Below are 16988 nucleotides of genomic sequence, written 5' to 3'. Positions count from 1 at the left end.
GTGAATGGGGGCGCAGCGGAGAGCTTTCAACTAGATCAGCATCTCCGGTTTAAAATCTCCGCTCTTATCCAGCATTTTATCGCTCATCACGCTGAAGCGGCCTTCGCCGGTGTAGTGCAGGGTCGCCGGGTATTCGGGCTGTTCGGCCACATGTGCCTTAACGATCTCAAAAATAAACAGGTTGTAGTTAGCCACCATCGAGTCGTCATAGAGCTGGCACTCAAAGCTGGCAAAACATTCGGCAATCATGGGGGCGCTGACCACCTGACCCGGCTCCGGCGTCAGGCCGAACGCGGCGAACTTATCCAGCTGGTCGCCGTGGCTGTTGCCGACCGCCACCACCTCATCAATCAGTGAAGCGGCCGGGATATTGAGGACGCACTGGCCACTGTTGCGAATCAGGGCGTGGCTGTGATTCATACCGGCAATCATGCAGCCCACCAGAGAGGGCGAGAACTCCAGCACCGTATGCCAGCCGAGCGTCATGATGTCCTGCTCATTGTTGTACTGCGAACTGAGCAGCAGCACCGGACCCGGTTCGAGATATTTACGGGCTTTACTGACCGGAAAGGCATATTTGTGCATGCGTTGGCTCATGGCTTAACTCCTTTAACGGAATGTCGCCATTAAGTGTAGAGCACGCAGCGCATGCAGCAGGGGGTAAGGCAGAGGGGCGAGGGCGGGCAGCGCGGATATTTTTTCGCCCGCGCCGCGATCTTAATGTTTCCTTAATCTGCAGTCGCGATACTGGCGGCTCCTGTTGAGGAGGTTACTATGAAAACTGTGTCTGCTTCCCTGCCCGTTGCGGCTCCGCGTCCGCTGAGTGAATATGCTGCCCTGCTGATTACCGCAGCGACCCTTATTCTGTTCCTCAGTGCCTGGTTCAGCGCCTAACATCTGACCACGGCCCGGCAACCGCTTCTGTCCCGGCGGTTCTCCAGAAAAAACTGAAACCGGTGTAACTGGACGATGCGGCTGACAATGCTCAGCCCAAGTCCGATGCCGCCGTAGCGGCTGTCCATGCGGATAAACGCTTTACTCAGCTCACCACTTTTACTCTCATCAATGCCCGGCCCCTGATCTTCCACCACCAGCATCGGTTGCGGAGACGCGAGCAGCTGGACGGTGATCGTACTGTTGTCCGGGCTGTAGCGATGGGCATTCTCGACCAGGTTGCGCAGCAGCATCTTCAGCAGCGTCGCATCCCCGCGCACAAACTGCTCCTCCGGCAGATCGAGCAGCAGCGTCTGCTGATGCGCCTCCAGCATGATACTCAGCTCCGCCTCCATCGGCAGGATCACATCTGCAATCAGTCCCACGTTCTGGTAGGTGCCGGAGGTAAAGGACTGGCCGGCGCGCGCCAGACTTAAAAGCTGCGAGACGCTGTGCGTCATCTGATCCAGTCGCTGCACCAGCGGCTGCACTTTCACATCGCTGTTGCGCTCGATTAACTCCAGATGCAGCCGTAAGCCGGCCAGCGGCGTGCGCAGCTCATGCGCCACATCGGCGGTGAACAGACGTTCACGCTCCAGGCTGGTGTTAAGGCGCGCCACCAACTGATTGATCGCCAGGGTGACCGCCTCGATTTCATGAACCTGACTGTGGCAGGTGATGGGGTGGAGATTATCTTCACCCCGACTTTCCAGCTCACGCTGTAGCTGATAGAGCGGCCGGGTGATCCATTTCACCGCCTGGTAGCAGAGCAGCAGCGTCAGCGTAATCATCACCAGGCTCGGCACCGCCAGGCTGGCGACCGCTTCATGGACCTCGCGCTTGACGTGGCTGTCCATGTTGCGCTTCTGCAGCTGCGCTTCCACCAGAAACTGAATCTGCTCTTTACTCTCATGCCAGAGCCAGACCACGCTGATCACCTGAAAGACCAGCAGGATCAGGCCGATAGTCAGGATCAGGCGAAAGCGCATACTGCGGTGATCGAATCGTCCTGTCATGTTGCCTCGCGCGGGGTCTCCTGCGTGACCAGCGCATAACCAAATCCGCGTACGGTGCGGATGGCGCTTTTGCCGATTTTGTCGCGCAGATTATGAATATGAACTTCCAGCGTATTGGTCGACGGCTCGGTCTCCCAGTTATAGATATCCTGGTAGAGAATTTCGCGGTGAACCGGATTGCCGGCCTTCAGCATCAGCCGTGACAGGATCGCAAACTCTTTGGGGGTGAGATCCAGCAGCTCATCGCTGAGCGTGATCTGACGGTGGGTCATATCCAGCGCCAGCGCGCCCACTCTGACCTGACTGTCGCCCTGATTGACGTGGCGGCGGATCAGCGCACGGATGCGCGCCAGCAGCTCATCCAGCGAGAACGGTTTGATCAGATAATCATCGGCACCCGCGTCCAGTCCGGCAATGCGTTCGCTGATGGTGTCGCGGGCGGTGAGGATGAGGACCGGGGTCATCTTCTTCTGCCGCCGCAGACGGATCAGGAAGTGCAGTCCATCCTCGTCCGGCAGGCCGAGATCCAGCACCACCAGACTGTAGAGGCCGCTGGCATAATGCGCTTCCGCATCCCGTACGCTGGTGACGCCATCGCAGACATAACCTTCACCTTCCAGCGCCAGTATCAGACCCTGCAGCAGCAGGGCGTCATCTTCCACTATCAGTATCTTCATTCGTGTTGGCTCCGACACGACGTCAAAATATCATCCGCAGGCACATATTCGTGGGTTGCGGTGCCGGTTAATCCCAGCAGCGTTGAGAACAGATTATCCTGTGAGAAATCGTCTGTCGCCGCCAGTTTATTCAGGCAGGTGCGGTTAACCGCATAACGCTGCTGATAATCCGGGGAGAGCCAGATCAGCAGCGGCACATGCTTCTGCGTATCGGGCGCTATCGCATAGGGCAGGCCATGCAGGTAAGCCCCGTTTTCTCCCAGCGACTCGCCGTGGTCAGAGAGATAGACCAGGCTGGTGGTAAAGCGATCCTGATGCGCACGCAGCACGCCAATCGCCTTATCCACGATGTGATCCACATTGAGCAGCGTATTGTCATAGGTGTTGATCAACTGCTGCTGTGAACAGTCCTGAATCTGATTCGTATCACAGGTCGGCTCAAACTGACGGAACTGTGGCGGGTAGCGATGGCTGTAGGTCGGGCCATGACTGCCTATGGTGTGCAGAACGATAATCGCGTTGCCCTTTAACTGGCTGATGTACTCATCCAGGCCGTGGAACAGCACGTCATCATAACATTCGCCCTCAATACACATGCCCGGCAGGTTCAGGCTGGTCATATCCTGATGCGGCACGCGATCGCAGGCCCCCTTACAGCCACCGTCATTCTCATTCCACAACACGCTGACCCCGGCGCGCTGAATGACATCCAGCACCCCCTCTTCATGGGCCGCCAGCACATCATCATAGTGGGCGCGCGGCATGTTGGAAAACATACAGGGCACGGACACCGCCGTGGCCGTACCGCATGAGGTGGTATGCGGGAAGTAAATCACATCATCTTTCGCCAGCAGGGGATTGGTCAGCCGGTCATATCCGCCCAGCGAGAAATTCTGCGCGCGTGAGGTTTCACCCAGCACCACAATCGTCAGGTTCGGTTTGCCCCGGCTGTGGCTGGCGTTCAGATGGGCATCTTCACCGATCCGTACCAGCGGCACATTCTGCAACTCATGATGCTTATACCAGGAGAGCGTGGCGGCGATGCTGTTAGAGGGGCTCAGCGCTTTGACCAGCTCGCGGTTGTTGCGGAACAGCGAGGCGTAATCCTTATAGAAGAGCAGGGCGATCAGCGCGATCAGCGCCGCTGACAGCACAATGCTGAGCAGGCGTGCCAGCACCCCGCGCCACTGCTGCCGTTTTATCCGCGGCCAGAAGATCATCAGCGCCATCAGCACGCCTGAGGTGAGCAGGGTGAGGAGCAGCTGCGGTGTCAGCAGGGCAAAAGACTCGGAAGCGGTGGTATCCATCATGTTGGTGATCATCGAGCGATCGATCACGATGTTGTAGGTATGGATAAAGTACTGCGCCGACGCGGAGAGCAGAATAAAGAGCGCCGCCAGCAGGCGATCCAGCCAGAAAAATGAGGCCAGCGTAAGCACGATATTGATGACGCTGAAGGCGACCAGCGGCATGGATAAAAACACCAGCGTGGTATGCAGGCTCGTCAGCGGCATCACCGCCAGCACCTGACGGTAATAGACCAGATTAAGGAAAACCGCGATATAGATCGCCGCCAGGAGGAGCAGAGTCAGGCGGCTAATCAGCGGCCTCTTCAGTGTAAACGCCATGTGTGCAGGCACCCGAGGAAAGGAAAGTGTGCTGAGAGTGCGCTTTCAATATTAGGAATACCTTAAGAAGCTTAAGCTTCGTTTCAGGCCGCCGGATCCCCGAAGCGAAACGGCCGCAGCTCCGGTCAGCACTGGCCCTGCGGGGCAGCGGGGGAAACAGCACGCCTCCTGTTTTGGCTACTTTTCTGCTTACTTAACCGCAGCGGCTGGCATGAAAAGTGCATCTTTCTGGCATTACCCCTATTAATGACTACACTTAATCTGAAGATGTTCTCAGTGAGTCAGTATTGTCAGCAACGCGTTTGCACGTTTGAGGAGAGTGACCTATCTATTCACCCAGCTTTGCCCCTCAATCACCGCTTTATCAGAATTTCCCGCTTGCTGACCTGACTGCGTCAGGACATTCTTGTTTCAACTCAATGTTTTATTAAATCTGATTTTCAGGAGAAGTGACGTGACCCAGGTGGAAGAGACACATCCCACGTATCCGGCATTACGCAGCGTACAGTACGCCTTCTTTTTTGATGTCGACGGCACGCTGGCAGCGATACAGTCCCGTCCCGAAGCGGTATTCATTCCTCAGCAGGTCATCGCACAACTGCAACAGCTTTCTGACCAGTGTCAGGGTGCCCTCGCGCTGGTTTCCGGCAGACCCATTGCACAGCTTGATGCGCTGGCCGCGCCCTGGCATGGACCCGCTGCGGGCGTCCATGGTGCAGAGCGCCGCAATGCGCAGGGTGAGCTGCATCGCATCAGCCTGCCCGCCGAGGTCGAGCAGGCGCTCCGGCAGGAACTGCAGGATGCCATGGCAGGCTGGCCTGGTACGCAGCTGGAGGTAAAAGGCATGGCCTTTGCGCTCCACTATCGCCAGGCGATGCAGCATGAGCAGGATGTGATGCGACTGGCCGAACAGTCCGTGAAGCGTTTTCCCGGACTGGCTCTGCAGCCGGGGAAATGTGTCGTTGAAATTAAACCGGCAGGCATCGATAAGGGCGCTGCGATCAGCGACCTTATGCAGCAGGCCCCGTTTGCCGGACGTACCCCCGTTTTTATCGGTGACGATTTGACCGACGAGAAGGGCTTTGTGGCGGTTAACGCGCAGCAGGGCATCTCGATTAAGGTCGGTGAAGGTTCCAGCCAGGCCCATTATCGGCTTACTGATGTCGATGCGGTTTACGGCTGGCTGGAAAAAACATTATTACTATTAGAGCAAGACAACGTCGGTAAGGAGTTTAGGTTATGAGTCGTTTAGTGGTTGTATCTAACCGTGTCGCCATGCCAGATGGGTCTAAAACCAGTGCAGGCGGTTTGGCCGTCGGCATCCTCGATGCCCTGAAAAGCACGGGTGGATTGTGGTTTGGCTGGAACGGTGAAATCAGCGAGTTTTCTGGTGAAGAAGAGGAGCAGGTCAGCGTTCAGGAACATGAGGGCATTGAGTATGCCTCCTTCCCGCTTAACCAGAACGAATATGATCTCTACTATTGCCAGTTCTCCAATACCGTCATCTGGCCCGCTTTCCATTATCGTCTCGATTTGGTGCAGTTCCAGCGTGAAGCCTGGGAAGGGTATTGTGACGTAAACGATATGGTTGCGCAGCGTCTGAAACCGCTGATTAAGCCTGATGATATTGTCTGGATCCACGATTATCACTTTTTACCGTTTGCCGCCGCGCTGCGCCGTGCAGGCATTAATAACCGCATTGGTTTCTTCCTGCATATTCCGTTCCCGACCCCGGAAATATTCAATGCCCTGCCGCCGCATAAAGAGCTGCTGGAAATGCTGTGCGAGTATGATCTGCTCGGCTTCCAGACCGAATCTGACCGCGTGGCCTTCCTCGACAGCGTCAGCCAGCTAACGCAGTTGCAGAATAAGGGCGATAAAAAGCACCGCGCCTTTGGCAATACCTTTATGACTGAGGTTTACCCTATCGGGATTGAGCCGGACAGTATTAAAGAGATGGCCGAAGGACCTCTGCCGCCTAAGATGGCGGCGATGAAAAAAGAGCTGGGCGATGCGCGCAACATTATCGCCTGTGAGCGTCTCGACTATTCCAAAGGTCTGCCGGAGCGTTTTCTGGCTTACGAAGCGCTGCTGGAGAACTTCCCGCAGCATCGCGGCAAAATCCGCTACTCGCAGATTGCCCCGACTTCGCGCGGAGATGTGCAGGCGTATCAGGATATCCGTCATCAGCTGGAGACCGAAGCCGGGCGTATCAACGGTAAGTACGGTACGCTGGGCTGGACCCCGCTTTACTACCTTAACCAGCATTTTGACCGTCGCCTGCTGATGAAAATCTTCCGCCTGACTGACGTCGGCCTGGTCACGCCGCTGCGTGACGGGATGAACCTGGTCGCTAAAGAGTATGTCGCCGCTCAGGACCCGGACGATCCCGGCGTTCTGGTGCTCTCCCGCTTTGCCGGGGCCGCCAACGAGCTGACCTCAGCGTTGATCGTGAACCCTTATGACCGCGATGAAGTGGCAGCGGCACTGGATAAAGCGATTACCATGCCGCGGACGGAAAGGATCTCGCGCTACAACGACATGATGGCGGTATTGCGTAAGAACGATATCACCGCCTGGCGTGAAAACTTCCTGAAAGACCTGGAAGCCATTTCCCCGCGCAGCGCTGACCACGGCACCGATAATAAGGTCGCGACCTTCCCGAAACTCGCCTGACCTCATTAACAACGGCGGCGATATCCCTGCGATATCGCCGCCGTTTTTCGTCCCACCGCTTTTCAAACCTTTCCGCAAGCACCACAACTTGTCTGATACGCCGTTTTCGGCGCATTGCGTCTGGCAGGCCGATCAGGGCGTGAGGCTGGCCCGATAAATGCAACCCACGCAGAAATCCCGCGCTGTGGGGCTTATCCGCTTTCTTTACCTTTTTAACTCAAGTTTTAGCCCGACGTGCCGATACTCATAGTGCCATCGTATGCGTACCCCTCAACTCATTCGGCTTTCTTATGTAAACCCTTGTTACATCAGGTGCCGGTTCCTTAGCGACCCCTTGTCACTGTTAACGCCAGGTTGTCAGAAGGCCTTCTCACAGCCGTTATACCCTGACGATTTATTTACATACCCGCAGCGTTGCTCCCCTTAAGTAACTAATTTCACAGCAAATACCCGGCCTGAATTTCAGCATAAAATGCTGATTACTCATCTTTAAATGGTTCTAAATAGGGTGTTAAAACGATTAACACCCATTATTCATTCCGGACTGCGCAAACCGTCGAATAACGCTGCTTTTACCCCCTATTAAACCTTTCTCAGGACAAATTGGACTTAAAATCGCTCTTTTTTGATCAAAAAATGACCACTCGATAAGCAATGGTAAAGGGTTGCTGAAGAAATTTGCCTTAAAAGTGTGATCTGCGTCACACTTTATCTAAAATTTCTCCTGGCTGTCGTTGTAACCCGAAATCAGACGATATAGATTTGCGTTGTTTTCGGAATAGTCCTAAAAAAAGTAAGAAGGCGTCACGGAAGATGTCCGGAACTCGAAAATAAAATGGCATGGATTTTCGACCTTCGGTGGGTCTGAAACTCACAAAAAACAGAAGGCGAAAAACAGTGACATCAAATTTATGTGAAATTTTTTTGCCATCTTTTGATTTATCAAACAGCAGCTCGAACCGCAGATCTTATTCTGCGATACAGTTACGTCGCATCTCTCAGGATGGAAAATAATGGGCACCTCTGAAGTACTGAAACATATTTACGATCTCAACTTGTCTTATTTACTGCTTGCGCAGCGTTTAATTAACCAGGATAAAGCTTCTGCAATGTTTCGCCTCGGCATTGACGAAAAAATGGCGAATGCATTATCAGAATTAACATTGCCTGAAATGGTAAAAATGGCGGAAACCAATCAGCTGGTTTGCCAGTTTCGTTTTACCGACAGCAGCACGATTAATCGCCTGACGCAGGAATCCCGCGTGGATGATTTACAGCAGATTCATACCGGCATTTTATTATCCAGCCGTTTACTGCGTAATGCGTCTAAAGAAGATCTGCCTGCTAAAAAGAGAGCAATGTCATGAGTGAGAAAAGTATTGTTCAGGAAGCGCGTGACATTCAGCTCGCAATGGAGTTGATCTCGTTAGGTGCACGCTTACAGATGTTAGAGAGCGAAACCCAGCTGAGCCGGGGTCGTCTGATTAAGCTCTATAAAGAACTGCGTGGCAGCCCGCCGCCAAAAGGCATGCTGCCGTTCTCCACGGACTGGTTCATGACCTGGGAGCAGAACATCCACGCTTCCATGTTCTGTAACGCCTGGAAATTTTTGCTGAAAACCGGCCTGTGCAGTGGCGTCGATGCCGTCATCAAAGCCTACCGGTTATACCTTGAGCAGTGTCCGCAATCGGACGAGGGCCCGCTGTTGGCGCTGACCCGCGCCTGGACCCTGGTCCGATTTGTTGAAAGTGGCATGCTGGAACTGGCTGACTGCAAATGCTGCAATGGCAGCTTTATTAACCATGCACATCAGCCGGTTGGCAGCTTTACCTGCAGCCTGTGCCAGCCACCATCACGTGCCGTAAAAAGACGTAAACTTTCTGCAGAATCTGCCGATATGTTTCCACAACTGCTGGATGAACAGGTTAAACACGCCGTTTAAGTTTGTTCGCACTGTGGAAGCCATCCAGCAGCGGTTAATACCGCTGCTTTTTTTTTGCTTCCGGTTTGAGAATAACGCCTGCGGCTCTCTGGCTTAACTTCCACCAACACGTTACGGACGTAAGGATTTTTTGTGCTGATAATTATAGGTTACCTGGTTGTTTTAGGCTCCGTGTTGGGCGGATATGCACTGGTCGGTGGCCATCTGGGCGCGCTTTATCAGCCAGCCGAATTATTAATGATCGGCGGCGCGGGTGCCGGTGCTTTTTTAGTCGGCAACAACGGCAAGTCGATTAAAAAGACCATGAAAGCGCTGCCGCTGTTATTTCGCGGCTCAAAGTACAACAAAGCGGTTTACATGGATCTGATGGCGCTGCTTTATCGTCTGATGGCCAAATCGCGTCAGCAGGGGATGTTATCGCTGGAACGCGATATCGAAGATCCCAGCCAGAGTGAAATTTTTGCTAATTATCCCCGCATTCTTGCCGATAAACAGTTAGTCGATTTCATTACTGACTATCTGCGTCTGATGGTCAGCGGCAACATGAACGCCTTTGAAATTGAGGCGTTAATGGATGAAGAGATTGAGACTTACGAACATGAGTGTGACGTACCAGCGCAGAGTATAGCGGCGGTGGGTGACGGACTGCCGGCATTCGGTATCGTGGCAGCGGTCATGGGCGTGGTGCACGCACTGGCTTCGGCCGACCGTCCGGCGGCGGAACTGGGTGCACTGGTGGCCCATGCGATGGTGGGAACCTTCCTGGGCATTTTGCTGGCCTACGGATTTATCTCTCCGCTGTCGTCCGTTCTGCGTCAGAAGTGTGCGGAAACCACCAAGATGATGCAGTGCATCAAGGTGACGCTGCTGTCGAGCCTGAACGGTTATGCCCCGCAGATTGCGGTGGAGTTTGGTCGTAAGACGCTCTATTCCGCCGAGCGCCCGTCGTTCAGCGAACTGGAAGAGCATGTGCGTAACGCGAAAAACCCGGCTAAACAGACTTCGGACGAGGCTTCATGAAACACGGCAATCGCCCAATTGTGCTGATCAAAAAGCGCAAACATAAAGGCCATGAAGGCAGCCACGGTTCGTGGAAGATTGCCTACGCCGACTTTATGACGGCGATGATGGCCTTTTTTATGGTGATGTGGCTGCTGTCGATCGCAAACCCGCAGCAGCTGGTGCAGATAGCAGACTACTTTAAAACGCCACTGAAGGTGGCGATCACCGGCGGGCAGCGCAGCAGCGACAGCGAAAGCCCGATCCCCGGCGGCGGGGATGATCCGACGAAAAAGATCGGTGAAGTGAACAAAAAGGTCGATATGGATGCGCAGAAACGTCAGCTGGATGAGATCCGTCTCAACCGGCTGCGGGAGAAGCTCGATCAGATGATTGAGGCCGATCCGCGTCTGAAAACGCTGCGTCCGCATCTGATTATTAACATGGTGGAAGAGGGGCTGCGTATTCAGATTATCGACAGCCAGAATCGCCCGATGTTTAAGACCGGCAGTGCCGAGGTGGAGCCTTATATGCGCGACATTCTGCGTGCGATAGCGCCGATCCTCAATGACATCCCGAACCGCATCAGCCTGGCCGGACATACCGATGACTTCCAGTATGCCGGCGGCGACAAAGGCTACAGCAACTGGGAACTCTCGACCGACCGCGCTAACGCCTCCCGCCGTGAACTGGTGATGGGTGGCCTGGACAGCGGCAAAGTTTTGCGGGTGTTGGGTATGGCCGACACCATGCGCCTGAAAAATCGCGGCGGGAATGATGCAGTGAACCGCCGCATCAGCCTGCTGGTGTTGAACCATGACACCGAAGCGGCAATAGAAAAAGAGAACGCAGAAAGTGATGCCGTCCAGATCAGCGATCCGGCGGCCATTGAAAAAATTACCGCACCGCCAGCACCCCAGGGCAGCGCGGTGAATACAGCAGCCCCCTCACAGCCGAGGTGATTCCCGTGAGTATGGACATCAGCGATTTTTACCAGACGTTTTTTGATGAAGCCGATGAGCTATTAGCGGATATGGAACAACACCTGCTGGGCCTTGACCCGCAGGAGCCAGATTCTGAACAGCTCAACGCCATCTTCCGTGCCGCTCACTCCATTAAGGGTGGGGCCGGAACCTTTGGTTTTACGGTATTACAGGAAACGACTCACATCCTGGAAAACATTCTGGATGGTGCTCGTCGCGGCGAGATGCAGCTCAGCACCGACATCATCAACCTGTTTTTGGAAACCAAAGATATTATGCAGGAACAGCTCGATGCATATAAAACCGCGCAGGAGCCGAACGCGGAAAGCTTCAAATATATCTGTGAAGCACTGCGCCAGCTGGCGCTGGAGGCTAAAGGTCTGCCGGCAGAACTGCCGGTCAGCGTGGTGCCTGTCAGTGAAGAACCTGTCAGCACCAGCAGCAGTGGCCTGCGTGTTCAGCTGATCGACCTCAAAGAGAAAGAAGTCGATCTGATGCTGGAAGAGATGGGCAATCTCGGCACCCTGACCAATGTGCAGAAAGGCAGCACCACGCTGGATGTCTGCATCGATGGCGTGGGCAAAGATGACATCGTGGCGGTGCTCTGCTTCGTCATCGACGAAGCACAGATCCGCTTCCCGGAGGCGGACGACGCCGTTGCCGCACCGGTGGCGGCGGTTGCCGCGCCCGTGGTGGAAGAAGTCCACACGGCCAGCGTCACCGAACTGCCGGTTGCACCGGCGAAGCGTGAAAGCAAGCGCGCCGCGGCCCCGGCCAAATCAAGCGAATCCACCAGTATCCGCGTGGCGGTAGAGAAGGTTGATCAGCTGATCAACCTGGTGGGCGAGCTGGTGATCACCCAGTCCATGCTGGCGCAGCGTTCCGGCGAGCTGGACCCGGTCGCGCATGGCGACCTGCTGAACAGCATGGGTCAGCTGGAGCGTAATGCCCGCGATCTGCAGGAATCGGTGATGTCGATTCGTATGATGCCAATGGAATATGTCTTTAGCCGCTTCCCGCGTCTGGTGCGTGACCTGGCCAGCAAGCTCGGCAAAGAGGTTGAACTGACCCTGCTGGGCAGCTCGACCGAACTCGATAAGAGCCTGATTGAGCGCATCATCGACCCGTTAACGCACCTGGTGCGTAACAGCCTGGACCACGGTATCGAAACGCCTGAGAAACGCGTGGCGGCTGGCAAGGTTGCGACCGGTAACCTGACGCTCTCCGCGGAACACCAGGGCGGCAACATCTGTATCGAAGTCTCCGACGATGGTGCCGGCCTTAACCGTGAACGTATTCTGGCTAAAGCGCTCTCATCCGGCCTGCCGGTCAGCGAGAACATGAGCGATGAAGAGGTCGGCATGCTGATCTTCGCGCCAGGCTTCTCCACCGCAGAGCAGGTGACAGATGTTTCCGGACGCGGCGTCGGTATGGACGTGGTGAAACGAAACATTCAGGAGATGGGCGGTCACGTCGAAATCGCCTCGAAGCAGGGCAAAGGCACCACCATTCGCATCCTGCTGCCTCTGACGCTGGCCATCCTCGACGGCATGTCCGTTCGTGTGGCCGACGAAGTCTTCATTCTGCCGCTGAATGCGGTGATGGAGTCGCTGCAACCGCGCGCCGAAGAGCTGAAGCCGCTGGCGGGTGGCGAGTGCGTGCTGGAAGTGCGTGGTGAATATCTGCCGCTGGTTGAACTGTGGAACGTCTTTGATGTGCAGGGCGCGAAAACGGAAGCTACGCAGGGCATCGTCGTGATCCTGCAGAGCGCGGGCAAACGCTATGCGCTGCTGGTCGATCAGCTGATTGGTCAGCATCAGGTGGTGGTGAAGAACCTGGAGAGCAACTATCGCAAGGTGCCGGGCATCTCTGCCGCGACCATTCTGGGTGACGGTAGCGTCGCGCTGATTGTCGATGTCTCCGCCCTGCAATCTCTGAACCGTGAAAAACGTGTGGCCGGCGCTGCCGCCTGATTGAAAACGAAAAGGTAAATAACATGAATGGAATGGCAACCGTGACAAAAATTGCTGGCGAAACCGTAGGTCAGGAGTTCCTGGTTTTCACGCTGGGCGACGAAGAGTACGGCATCGATATCCTTAAAGTGCAGGAGATCCGCGGTTACGATCAGGTTACCCGTATCGCAAACACCCCTGACTTTATCCGTGGTGTAACCAACCTGCGCGGCGTTATCGTGCCGATCATCGATCTGCGCGTGAAGTTTGCACAGCCCGATGTGGAGTACAATGACAACACCGTGGTCATCGTGCTGAATCTGGAAAACCGCGTGGTCGGCATTGTGGTTGACGGCGTCTCTGATGTGCTGTCGCTGACCCAGGATCAGATCCGTCCTTCCCCGGAGTTCGCGGTCACCATGTCTACCGAATACCTGACCGGTCTGGGTGCGCTCGGCGAGCGTATGCTGATTCTGGTCGACATCGAGAAGCTGCTGAGCAGCGACGAGATGGCGCTGGTCGATAACCTGCGCGCGTAAGGTGTTTATCACGGGCCGGTCTTAACCGGCCCGTGATCATTCTCACCGGTAATTATCCCTTTCTGTTCAGATAATAAACACGTCTCCCCCTCTGATTTTTTGCCTCCTCCTGCCGATACTTCAGACGTCACCTCAAATCACTTACTTTTTTCAGGGTTAATCATGTTAACGAAAATCCGTGTTGTCACCAGTCTGTTGCTGGTGTTGCTGGTGTTTGGGCTTTTACAGGCCATCTCCGGTTCTGTTTTTTACTCCGCGCTGAGCCACGACAAGCAGAGTTTCGCGGTCTCCCAGCTGGCGGCCAAAAATACTGAGGCACTGAACGACGCCTATCTCAGCCTGAATCAGAGCCGGGTCCTGCTGACGCGTGTTCAGTTACGTTTCGCCACCAGCAAACTGGAGGGCAAAACTGCCGACGTCGCGGGGCTGTTTGAAGAGAGCAAAGGATTCCAGCAGTCGGCAGAGGGCTTTTACCGGCTGTTCAAAGAGACACCGGACACTCCGGGACAGAATCAGCAACTTAACAGCCAGCTCGACCAGCGCTACGCGGATTATGCCGGGGCGCTGGGTGCCATGCAGACGGCGCTGCAGGCGGGCGATCTCACCGCCGCCGGTAAAATTCCGGTCGCCCCCAGTCAGAGTGCCTTTTTAACCCTCTATCGTGAGTGGCGTGCCGATCAGAATCGCCTGGCTTCGCTGGGCGCAGAGGCGAACAGCGCGGCCTACAGCCGGATGATGTGGATCCTGGGCACGATTCTGGTCGCCGTGCTGGCGGTGATTCTGCTCTGCTGGTCCGGACTGCGTAAAATCGTTCTGACGCCGCTGAACGAGAGCATCGATCACATCCGGCATATCGCCGGGGGTGATTTAACCCATACCATCGTCGTGGAAGGGCGCAACGAGATGACGCAGCTTGCCGCCAGTCTGCATGAGATGCAGCAGTCGCTGGTGCGTACCGTCAGCCAGGTGCGCGATGGCTCAGATGCGATTTTCACCGGTGCCAGTGAGATCTCCGCCGGGAATAATGATCTCTCCGCCCGGACGGAACAGCAGGCCGCCTCACTGGAGCAGACCGCAGCCAGCATGGAGCAGCTGACTGCCACCGTGAAACAGAACGCCGAAAACGCCCGTCAGGCGTCACAGCTGGCGCTCAGTGCGTCGCAAACCGCAGAAAAAGGCGGCAGCGTGGTGGATGGCGTGGTGAAAACCATGAGTGAAATCGCCGGCAGCTCGAAGAAGATTGCCGACATCACCAGCGTGATTGATGGCATCGCTTTCCAGACCAACATTCTGGCGCTGAACGCCGCCGTGGAAGCGGCCCGCGCCGGTGAACAGGGACGCGGATTTGCGGTGGTGGCAGGGGAAGTGCGCAACCTGGCGCAGCGCAGCGCCCAGGCGGCCAAAGAGATCAAAGGGCTGATCGACGACTCGGTCAACCGGGTCAGCATTGGCTCACAGCTGGTCGGCACCGCCGGTGAAACCATGAACGATATCGTCAGCGCGGTGACCCGCGTCACCGACATCATGGGCGAAATCGCCTCGGCCTCTGATGAGCAGAGTCGGGGAATTGATCAGGTGGGGGAGGCGGTCACCGAAATGGATCGTGTCACCCAGCAGAACGCCTCGCTGGTAGAGGAGTCTGCGGCCGCGGCGGCCTCGCTGGAAGATCAGGCCAGCCGGTTAAGCCAGTCCGTATCGCTGTTTAAAATCAGACGCGACGCTGCCCCACAGACCCTGACGAAGCATGTGCCGATCGCCGCCCCCGTGACCGCGCTGCCGGTCTCACGCAAAGCCCTGACGGCACCGGTCAGTGACACCCACTGGGAAACCTTCTGACCGCTGACAGAACGCCACACGCCAGTGAAACGCACTGGCGATCCGTGCGATTTAACGCTGCGCATCCTGCGGGCTGCGCAGCGCCCTCCATGATTTTTCTGACTAAAGTCAAACTGATAGCCCCGCGCTGATAAAAATAATTACAAAAGCCATTTTCGGTCTTCAGGTGCCGAAAAGCGTTAATTAATCCCGTAATCACGCCGATATAGCCGCTGCACCTTAATCAACCTGCAGGGGAACGAGATGTTAAAAAAAATAAAAGTGGTGACCAGTTTAATCGCCGTACTGGTTATCTTTGGCGCGCTCCAGTTAATGTCTGGCAGCCTTTTCTGGTCCGCTCTGAATAATGACAAAGCGGCTTTTGCACTGTCGCAGGTCTCTAACCGCAACGTCACCTCGATGACGGATGCCTATATCTCTCTGAACAACAGCCGCACCACGCTCAACCGTGCCATGCTGCGGTTGCAGACCAGCATGGCGGCGCAGATGAACGGCGGTCAGCTGGATGATCTGATGAACCGCGCTAACAGTCAGTTAGCGGAAGCCGATCGTCACTTCAAAGTCTACTACGATCTGCCTGCCACGCCGGGCCTGGAAGTGGCGCTGCGTGACAGACTCGAAGCGGATTATGCGCAATATGAAAAAGGGCTGAAGGGGATGGTGGCGAGCCTGCAGGCCCGCGATCTGGAAGGGATGTTCAAACAGAACATCGAGCAGAAGCAGGTTGCCATGCAGGAGAGTTACAGCGCATGGCGTGAACGTCAGACTGAGCTTTCCGATCAGGGCATGGCGCAGAACCAGCGTGCCTTCACCCAGATGATGTGGCTGCTGGGCGCGATTGGCGTTACGGTCATTGCCGTGATCGTCGCCTGCTGGTTTGGCCTGCGTCAGGTGCTGATTCAGCCGCTGCACCAGCTGCTGACCCAGATCCGTGCTATCGCGTCTGGCGATCTGACACAGCCGATTGTGGTTGATGGCCGCAACGAGATGAGCCAGCTGGCTGCAGGCATCCATGAGATGCAGCAGTCACTGGTGATGACGGTCGGCAATGTGCGCGACGGCTCTGATGCCATCTTTACCGGCGCCAGCGAAATCGCGGCCGGTAACAACGATCTGTCGGCCCGCACCGAAGAGCAGGCCGCCTCGCTGGAGCAGACCGCAGCCAGCATGGAACAGCTGACCGCCACCGTGAAGCAGAATGCGGACAACGCCCGCCAGGCCTCTCAGCTGGCGCTGACCGCCTCGGAAACCGCGCAGCAGGGCGGAAAAGTGGTCGATGGTGTCGTCAGCACCATGAAAGAGATCGCAGGCAGCTCGAAGAAAATTGCTGACATCATCAGCGTTATCGATGGCATCGCCTTCCAGACGAACATCCTGGCGCTGAACGCCGCCGTGGAAGCGGCGCGAGCCGGTGAACAGGGTCGCGGTTTTGCGGTCGTGGCCGGTGAAGTCCGCAGCCTGGCGCAGCGCAGCGCACAGGCCGCCAAAGAGATTAAAGGCCTGATCGAAGATTCCGTGTCGCGCGTCAACAGTGGTTCACTGCAGGTGGAAAGCGCCGGCAGCACCATGAGCGAGATCGTCGGGGCGGTCACCCGCGTCACCGACATCATGGGCGAAATCGCCTCAGCATCGGATGAGCAGAGCCGCGGTATTGAGCAGGTCGGACAGGCGGTGACGGAGATGGATCGCGTCACGCAGCAGAACGCCTCGCTGGTTGAGGAGTCGGCCGCCGCGGCCGCCGCACTGGAGCAGCAGGCCAGCGTACTGATGCAGGCGGTCTCCGTTTTCAAAATCTCCCGCGCCTGAT

At 56.0% G+C, this 16988-nt stretch carries 14 protein-coding genes; 10 read left to right on the top strand and 4 right to left on the bottom strand.

Annotated elements, in window-relative coordinates; genetic code table 11:
• Positions 1–30: 30 nt before the first annotated feature.
• The 4 genes from FJW00_RS04905 to eptA form a co-directional block, all read right to left on the bottom strand.
• A complete protein-coding gene (locus FJW00_RS04905) occupies positions 31–597 on the bottom strand; it encodes a flavin reductase family protein (protein WP_181161902.1) in 567 nt (188 codons plus the stop codon).
• Between the two features lie 293 nt (positions 598–890).
• A complete protein-coding gene (gene pmrB / locus FJW00_RS04900) occupies positions 891–1949 on the bottom strand; it encodes a two-component system sensor histidine kinase PmrB (protein ID WP_009089652.1) in 1059 nt (352 codons plus the stop codon).
• The gene (gene pmrA / locus FJW00_RS04895) at positions 1946–2626 is read right to left on the bottom strand and encodes a two-component system response regulator PmrA (RefSeq protein WP_009089654.1); all 681 of its coding nucleotides are present in this window, start codon (positions 2624–2626) and stop codon (positions 1946–1948) included. The genes pmrB and pmrA overlap by 4 nt, the downstream gene beginning before the upstream one ends.
• Complete coding sequence (gene eptA, locus FJW00_RS04890; RefSeq protein ID WP_140923182.1) at positions 2623–4254, bottom strand: phosphoethanolamine transferase EptA; 1632 nt, start codon at positions 4252–4254, stop codon at positions 2623–2625. The genes pmrA and eptA overlap by 4 nt, the downstream gene beginning before the upstream one ends.
• Positions 4255–4708: 454 nt before the next feature.
• Between eptA and otsB the strand changes: the two genes are divergently transcribed.
• The 10 genes from otsB to FJW00_RS04840 all read left to right on the top strand — a co-directional run bounded on the left by otsB (position 4709) and on the right by FJW00_RS04840 (position 16987).
• Positions 4709–5497 carry a trehalose-phosphatase gene (gene otsB, locus FJW00_RS04885; protein ID WP_140923181.1) on the top strand — a complete coding sequence of 263 codons (789 nt, stop codon included), beginning with the start codon at positions 4709–4711 and terminating at the stop codon, positions 5495–5497.
• Positions 5494–6930, top strand: a complete 1437-nt coding sequence (gene otsA / locus FJW00_RS04880; protein WP_009089660.1) for an alpha,alpha-trehalose-phosphate synthase — start codon at positions 5494–5496, stop codon at positions 6928–6930. Before otsB ends, otsA begins: the two co-directional genes overlap by 4 nt.
• A 1013-nt stretch (positions 6931–7943) precedes the next feature.
• On the top strand, positions 7944–8297 hold the full coding sequence (gene flhD / locus FJW00_RS04875; protein ID WP_009089661.1) for a flagellar transcriptional regulator FlhD: 354 nt from the start codon (positions 7944–7946) through the stop codon (positions 8295–8297).
• The gene (gene flhC / locus FJW00_RS04870; RefSeq protein WP_009089663.1) at positions 8294–8872 is read left to right on the top strand and encodes a flagellar transcriptional regulator FlhC; all 579 of its coding nucleotides are present in this window, start codon (positions 8294–8296) and stop codon (positions 8870–8872) included. Before flhD ends, flhC begins: the two co-directional genes overlap by 4 nt.
• Positions 8873–9004: 132 nt before the next feature.
• Positions 9005–9892 (top strand): flagellar motor stator protein MotA, encoded by an 888-nt coding sequence (gene motA / locus FJW00_RS04865; protein WP_009089665.1) that lies wholly within the window; start codon positions 9005–9007, stop codon positions 9890–9892.
• A complete protein-coding gene (gene motB / locus FJW00_RS04860; protein ID WP_009089667.1) occupies positions 9889–10833 on the top strand; it encodes a flagellar motor protein MotB in 945 nt (314 codons plus the stop codon). Before motA ends, motB begins: the two co-directional genes overlap by 4 nt.
• 11 nt (positions 10834–10844) lie before the next feature.
• Positions 10845–12827 (top strand): chemotaxis protein CheA, encoded by a 1983-nt coding sequence (gene cheA / locus FJW00_RS04855; RefSeq protein ID WP_181161907.1) that lies wholly within the window; start codon positions 10845–10847, stop codon positions 12825–12827.
• A gap of 23 nt (positions 12828–12850) precedes the next feature.
• The gene (gene cheW, locus FJW00_RS04850; RefSeq protein ID WP_009089670.1) at positions 12851–13345 is read left to right on the top strand and encodes a chemotaxis protein CheW; all 495 of its coding nucleotides are present in this window, start codon (positions 12851–12853) and stop codon (positions 13343–13345) included.
• 162 nt (positions 13346–13507) lie between these two features.
• Positions 13508–15181: a methyl-accepting chemotaxis protein gene (locus FJW00_RS04845; RefSeq protein ID WP_140923180.1), complete on the top strand. Its 1674-nt coding sequence runs from the start codon at positions 13508–13510 to the stop codon at positions 15179–15181.
• A gap of 243 nt (positions 15182–15424) precedes the next feature.
• On the top strand, positions 15425–16987 hold the full coding sequence (locus FJW00_RS04840) for a methyl-accepting chemotaxis protein (protein ID WP_140923179.1): 1563 nt from the start codon (positions 15425–15427) through the stop codon (positions 16985–16987).
• Position 16988 lies beyond the last annotated feature (1 nt).

Source organism: Pantoea anthophila, from assembly GCF_006494375.1.
In the GTDB taxonomy this organism is placed as follows: Bacteria; Pseudomonadota; Gammaproteobacteria; order Enterobacterales; family Enterobacteriaceae; genus Pantoea; species Pantoea anthophila.
This window is presented reverse-complemented; position numbering and strand designations above follow the sequence as displayed.